Source organism: Siphonobacter sp. BAB-5405 (assembly GCF_002872335.1).
Lineage (GTDB): Bacteria > Bacteroidota > Bacteroidia > Cytophagales > Spirosomataceae > Siphonobacter.
Genome location: NZ_NJAG01000090.1, coordinates 1 through 7004, shown reverse-complemented (window position 1 = coordinate 7004; position 7004 = coordinate 1). Strand labels below are relative to the sequence as shown.

Annotated in this window: 8 protein-coding genes; all 8 read left to right on the top strand. The window is 39.7% G+C overall.

The window, feature by feature from the left end; translation table 11 throughout:
- The coding region (locus BWI97_RS29080) for a P-loop NTPase fold protein (RefSeq protein WP_255403232.1) at window positions 1-482 on the top strand (482 nt) is incomplete at its 5' end.
- Window positions 440-1489 (top strand): P-loop NTPase fold protein, encoded by a 1050-nt coding sequence (locus BWI97_RS25805; protein ID WP_102203366.1) that lies wholly within the window; start codon window positions 440-442, stop codon window positions 1487-1489. The genes BWI97_RS29080 and BWI97_RS25805, both read left to right, overlap by 43 nt.
- A gap of 77 nt (window positions 1490-1566) precedes the next feature.
- Window positions 1567-1917: a hypothetical protein gene (locus tag BWI97_RS25800; protein WP_146011048.1), complete on the top strand. Its 351-nt coding sequence runs from the start codon at window positions 1567-1569 to the stop codon at window positions 1915-1917.
- Window positions 1918-1921: 4 nt separating this feature from the next.
- Entirely contained in the window at window positions 1922-2749 is an 828-nt protein-coding gene (gene qatB / locus BWI97_RS25795; protein WP_102203364.1) for a Qat anti-phage system associated protein QatB, read from the top strand.
- A gap of 11 nt (window positions 2750-2760) precedes the next feature.
- Window positions 2761-4164 (top strand): Qat anti-phage system QueC-like protein QatC, encoded by a 1404-nt coding sequence (gene qatC, locus BWI97_RS25790; protein WP_102203363.1) that lies wholly within the window; start codon window positions 2761-2763, stop codon window positions 4162-4164.
- Window positions 4161-4916, top strand: coding sequence for a Qat anti-phage system TatD family nuclease QatD (gene qatD, locus BWI97_RS25785; RefSeq protein ID WP_102203362.1), 756 nt, complete (start codon window positions 4161-4163; stop codon window positions 4914-4916). Before qatC ends, qatD begins: the two co-directional genes overlap by 4 nt.
- Window positions 4917-5600: 684 nt before the next feature.
- Entirely contained in the window at window positions 5601-6263 is a 663-nt protein-coding gene (locus tag BWI97_RS25780) for a hypothetical protein (RefSeq protein ID WP_102203361.1), read from the top strand.
- Window positions 6251-7004, top strand: a 754-nt coding sequence (locus BWI97_RS25775; RefSeq protein WP_199182111.1) for a hypothetical protein, incomplete at its 3' end; no start/stop codon positions are given. The genes BWI97_RS25780 and BWI97_RS25775, both read left to right, overlap by 13 nt.

Below are 7004 nucleotides of genomic sequence, written 5' to 3'. Positions count from 1 at the left end.
TTTTACATTTCATAACTATTATGTGGAACGACCAAGAAGCCAAGGTAGACTTGCTCGGGTACAGTCGAATTGCAAAAACTCTGGTAAGTATTATCCAGCAACAATCTCTTCGCCCGCTCACTATTGGAATCCATGGCAGTTGGGGAGCTGGCAAGTCATCCATTTTAACATTGGTTGAGTCTGAAATGAAGGAAGATCCGCAAACCCTATGCTTTATTTTTAATGGGTGGTTGTATCAAGGTTACGAAGATACCAAGACAGCTTTAATGGAGACTGTTGTTCATGAGCTTCTTAAACGCCGCTCTAGGAGTCAGAAGGCTAAGGATATAGGAAAATCTATTTTACGAAGAATTAACTATTTGAAAGGTGCTAAGTTAGCAGGAGAGGTAGCTCTTAATGCCGCTGTCACTTCTTTAACAGGTCTTCCGCCTACTGCTTTATTTGGACTGGTTGGTTCTTTTGCAAAGCCAAACAATTTTTAGGTTCTGATGAAGGTTCTTCTGAGAAAGAAAAAGACGGCAAAAAGAAGGATGAAGATGATGACCCTTGGCTAAAACCTGAAGAAGCAACTGTTCCCGCCCAGATTCAAGCTTTTCGCAAGGAGTTGGAAGAGTTAATCAATCGAGTGAAAGTAGAACGTCTAGTAATCTTAGTTGACGATTTAGATCGGTGCCTACCACATACCGTTATTGAGATACTAGAAGCAGTTAAACTATTTTTATTTGTTCCAGGGACTGTATTTGTTATTGCTACGGATGAAGCAATGATTGAGTATGCTGTCCGACGCCATTATCCTGATTTGCCTGTTTCTCAGGCTGATTATACAAAACATTATCTGGAAAAGCTTATCCAGATACCCATTCGCATTCCTTCACTTAATCAGCTTCAGACACAGAATTATATAAGATTCCTGTTGCTTCAATACCATTTGGATGAAGATCAAACCCTTTTAAGGGAAATATGCCAAGCCTTTGAAGATTCTAAAACCACACCTTATGATACTACCGAACTAAGCTATGACTTCATTACTACTAAATTCAAAAAAGATGATCAAACTCGAACCTTACGTTCATTGTTAGCTATCGCTGATCAGCTAGGTAGTTCATTAGCAACCGAACTGAGAGGAAATCCTAGAAACATCAAACGTTTCATGAACACCGTTTTTCTCCGGAAGCGAGTAGCGGAGATCTATGGACTTAAAGATTTAAAGTTAGGCGTACTTTCAAAACTATTGTTATTAGAACGATTTCATGATAAAGAATACACTCAAATCGTAGGAGAAGTTACTTCATCAGCCAACGGTCATTCTCAGACTATTATAGGACTTGAGGAACCTGCTACTAAGGAGACAGCGGGTGCTAATCAACCAAACCATGCTGCTAAAACTGATGACCAGGAAAACCCATTACTAGAATGGGCAAAGCTTGAACCAAAATTGTCAAAAGTTGATTTACGCCCCTATTATTCGTATCACGAGAACGTGCAGTAAGTTTTCAGCCCTCAGATGAGATCCCACATTCTTTAGTACCAATATTAAAAGTATTAGAGGGGGGGAGTCGAATGGCTATGCAAGGGCAGCAAGCTGACATTAAAGCATTAACTCTACCATCTATTCGTCAACTATTTCAGCAGCTTGAAAAGAAAGCATTGAAAGAAAATACTTGGCAAAGTGAATCCAATGTGATTAAAGGTCTCTTTTTTCTAGTTGAAAATCAAGAGTTGTTAGAACCTGATTTAATCAAGTTACTTGAAATCATTCCTGCCTCACAACTAAGCCTATGGACTATTTCAAATTTGAACTTTATTCATTCTACTCCAGGATTAGAGGCGAAAGCAAACTTTTTCGCCTCTATCCAGCGAAACCCTGATTCGCCAAGTATTGTTAAAACTCTAATTAATCAATTGTCCACACTATAACTTTATGGGAACTTCAACTAACCGCCGGGGTCTCAGTCCGAGTACCCCATTATTACCTGATTGGATTAACGAGTTTGAGGAGAATCAGCCAACTGATTCTGATGAGAATGAATCAAATGAACCAACTCCCGTTGAAGATGACGGCTCACCGGATGATATCCCAATTCCTCATAATCGCTTTGATGCGAGTCAAAGAGGATTCAAAGAGGCTATAAGAACTGGTAACTCACAAGGACTCAATCGAGTAGTCAAAAACTATTATTATCACTCGCTTGGAGGAAGTAAAAAAGCTGCACAGCGAATGCAACTTTCTAGTCAAGCGGTTGCTCGTTTAGGTAGTACACTTAGTAGATTTCAGAAGGAAGGCTTACAAGATGTCCTTAACACTTACAATCTTACTCAATATGTAGGTAGACCAGCCGTAGAAATTCTTTCTGCTTTGATGGATATTGTTTGTGAGACGTCTGCTCTATTAGATAATGCCATCACTAAATATGCTTACGCACGGGCAGTAGTACGCATCATTGAAGAAAATCCCGAACTTGATTTAACTCGTCTCACAGATACACAAATAGCCGAGATGATGGCTATCTTTTTAGAGGAGAGCCTAGTTTATCGCTTGATATGTGACGTAGGTCGATCACTTACGGTAGCTACTTCTGACCCATTAAGAGCCCTAGAAGTAGAAAAGCAACTCTCCCAAATAGTGAGTGGATTAATCCGATCTACGATTATGCCTGAATTACAAAAAGCAGTTCAATCGATTGCAACGATTGAGCGTAAGCTGACAGGCATATACCGTATTGCTATTCAGACTATTCTTAACTCTTAACCTCTAAACTTATGGCAACTATTGGCATTGAACTAAGAGTTGGTCCTAATGACCAGGGTGCTGAGATTAATTCAGCCGACTTTAATCGATTCTATACTTTTTACGCCGAAGACTCTACTCAGAGTTCAAACCGAGTGAGTTACAGTAAGCTACTTAAAAGCTTACGTAAACAGCGAATTTTACCTTCGGAAGCAGGTTTAGATTTACTAAATGTGGCTACAGCTGTCTATGCAGCAGATACTTGTGTAAATCGTGGCCACTATTCAGATGATGGATGGACTCGTCAATTACATCTTTTTGTACCCGTTAGTAATCCTGATCTCTGGAAATCTCAAGAAGAGCTTCTAAAACAGCTTTTAAACTTTTTGACAGGCGATTTATGGCATATTTCGTTCCGTCAGAGCCAAGGATCAATTACCGTCAGCAAGCGTACCTTGGCCCCAACCAACCATCATACTAATATAGTCTGCCTATTTTCTGGGGGCATGGATAGTTTTTTGGGAGCTATGGACTTACTTGAATCTCAAGAGCGACCTTTGCTAGTGGGGCATGCAAAAAGTAGTGATGTATCTGCATTTCGTAATAAGGCGTTTGATGCTTTAAGGAATCATTATTCTACTCTTGATCCTCAATTAATTGATGCTTTTGTGCGGATAGGTAAGCCTAAAGAGAATGGTTTACCTATAGATGGTGAGAATACAGAGAGAGGTCGGTCATTTTTATTCCTGGCATTAGGAGTAGCATGTGCTACTGGTTTACCCGATATATCGCAACGCAAACAACTTTATATTCCTGAAAATGGGTTCATTACACTGAACCTACCTTTAACTCCCTTACGTCTAGGGGCTTATAGTACTCGTACTACGCATCCTTATTACTTAAGTTTAATGCAAGAGTTATTTGATGGATTGGATTTAAAGACTACGATCATTAATCCTTTTGAGTTCAAAACGAAGGGGGAAATGCTACTAGCTAGTGCTGATCCTGCTTTTGCAGCTAGCGTAGATACAATGTCTTGTAGTCGTCCCGCTACTCGAAACGCCATGCTTGAAACTCCTGGAAAGCGACACTGTGGCCGATGTGTACCCTGCATTATTCGCCGAGCAGCATTAAAGAAAGCAAACTTGCCAGATAGTAATGAAGTTTTACGTTCTGACGGATATCCACCGTATAGAACCGATATTTACATGGAAGCTTTACCTGTATCAAAAGATGGTGCTCCTGGTGTAGGAGAACACGCAATGGCCCTAAAATATTTAAGTGAACTTGTGCGTACTACACCACATTTTTTACCTACAGCAATTCGCTTGACAGGTCCTTTATCAAACCCGGAAGAATCTCTGGCAGTTTACCAGAGAGGGTTAGCCGAGGTGGAAGAAGTTTTACGATATATAAGAATAGTTGATAGTGTATGAGTTACTACGTAGACACCCATTGTCACTTAGACCTTTTCCCAAACATTCGAAAGAGTGTAAGCGAGGAAGATGCATTTTCTATTAAGACAATTACAGTAACCAACACGCCCATCTTGTGGGAGCCAAATGTAAAGTTGTTCCGTGAGTGTCAAAACATACGTATAGGCTTGGGATTACACCCTGAACTGGCAAGTCAACGAATCAAGGAAATTCCTTTATTCGTTGACTTGTGTAAGGGTGCCCGATACATTGGTGAAATAGGATTGGATGGTACATCAAAAGATGTAAATGAACGTCAGGCACAGCTCTTAGCCTTCAGACAGGTATTGAAGGCAATCAAGAACCATGATTCAAAGATTCTCACTATACATAGTCGGAAGGCTTCTAAAGAGACCATCAGTGAATTGATAAGTAACCTAAAAGGTACTCAACACCAAGTGATTTTACATTGGTATTCGGGCGGGTTTGATGAAATGAAATTAGCTTTAAAGGCAGGCTTTTATTTTTCGATTAATCATAAAATGTTTACTAGTAAAAGTGGTCAGCAGTTAATCCAATTATTGCCAAAGGCATCACTTTTAACAGAAACAGATGCACCATTTACTTTTTCTGACTCAGTTACAACTAGATATCAATCATTAGAAAATACCCTTAGTAGTTTTGCGAAGCAGTGGAAATGCGATGAGATAGTAGCGAAAAATCTGATTTGGGAGAATTTTAAAAATTTGCTAAATACTTCACGTACATTGTGAATATGATTAACAACACATGAATCAACAGAATATTAACAAATGTCAATAAATTGCTAGTTTAGTGATTATACCGCTTATGATATTTAATCAAGGATGATTTTAATTTAGGATATTCTAATGGAAAGTGAAAGATGAATCGAATCTCTTATTTGCTCTTTAAGTTGATTGTAGTAGTTCAAATAGTCCATTTTTTAAGAATGATAGTTCGTTGATTAGTCAAGAACACTTTTGAGTGACTAACTTATAGCTCAACCTAATATTTACCGTCTGACTCTGCCACATGCTACGGGTCTTGTGCTACTATTTACATCGAGAGCTTGAGTAACAATAGTTTTATACTATTCAGTAGGATGTTTGACGTGTGTAGCCTTGAAGAATACGTTAGAAATGCTGCCGCTATGAGTGACCGGCTTGATTACCTGTAAACCTAATGTACAAGCAGCAGAGTTGGCAACTTAAATACCTGAACAACAGTCACTCAGTTGATACTAGGTTTTGGAATCTGATGAGGGTATAACTCAACAAAAGGTCTGGCTGCCTTTACTTTGTTTACCTAATAAAGTAAATGAAGTAATGCTATCGTTACGCATTTTTGATTTTCTTAAAATTAAGTTGAAAAAACTAAATCTCTTTCACGCCTATAAATTGTATCTTAGGTAGATAACGTATAGCCCTAATCGCACCTTGGAACAGTTCATTAATCTTGATCGCTTATTTAGTCTATTACCCAATCAGTATACATATAACTCAAAGGAGGATAGCATTAATTTAGAGGGATTTAGCCGTTTTCAAGAAGATGGTTCTCTTGGCTGGAACGAGTTATTACAAGCATATCGTATTGTTATCCTTGCCGAAGCGGGTGCCGGAAAAACTCAAGAGATCCGGCATGCTACTCAGAATCTGCAATCAGAGGGGAAATATGCATTTTTCTTGCGACTAGAACATATTGTTGACGATTTAGAAAGTGCATTTGAAATCGGCACTTCTCAAGAGTTTCAAAATTGGATAGATTCCAATGATGAAGGCTGGATATTGCTTGATTCCGTGGACGAAGCCCGGTTAAAAGACCCAAAAGACTTTGAGCGAGCCCTTAGAAAACTATCTGTCCAAATAGCTATTGCCAAGCCCAGGACCCATTTGATTATTACTTCCCGAATTACAGCCTGGAGACCCAAAAGTGATCTAAAACTTTGTAATTCGCTATTTCCTGATGTATTGCTCACGTTAGGAATAGCAAGAGTGATATTCATGAAGACACGTTTTCGGAGAAAGCTAGTTCTAAGGCAGCACAAAGCCAATCTGAACAGCAGAAGGCTGGCTTTAAGGTCTACTCCTTGGCTGATTTGACAAGGGAACAGATAGTCACTTTTGTCGAGGCGAAAGGTATCAAAAATAGTGCCGGATTTTTAAATGATTTGGAGCGGAGAGATGCCTGGGCCTTTACCACTCGTCCACAAGACTTGGATGAACTAGTGTCGTTCTGGAACGATAAACAGCGGCTAGGATCACGTTTTGAGTTGATGAAGCATAGCGTCGGGCGAAGACTTAGTGAACGGGATCAGGATAGAGCAGAGTCCAGGCCCTTCACAGTTGAAAAAGTTGAAAAGGGGGCTCGTCTGCTGGCTGCAGCATCTGTTCTTATGCACGAAACCATCTTTCAAGTGCCGGATGAAAGAAATCCGTTAAATGGCATCGATGTAAAGTCTATTCTAGCGGATTGGAACGAAAGAGAAATTCAAATTTTATTAAGTCGACCACTCTTTGATGAAGCGATTTATGGCATGGTTCGTTTCCATCACCGTTCAGTAAGAGAATACTTAGCAGCAGTCTGGTTTGCTGAACAATTAAAAGGAGCTGGCTCCCGGCAAAGGATCGAACACCTATTTTTTCGCATCCAATATGAGCAGGAAGTGATCGTCCCTTCGATGAGGCCAGTTCTCTCATGGCTGATTTTACTCGATAGCCCGTTATTGCACAAGGTATATAACTTAGAACCCGAGCTTATTTTAGAAGGGGGCGATCCGAATAGCGTCCCACTTGAGATAAGACAGAAAATACTCGTTTCCATATGCAAAGGACTAGATTCCG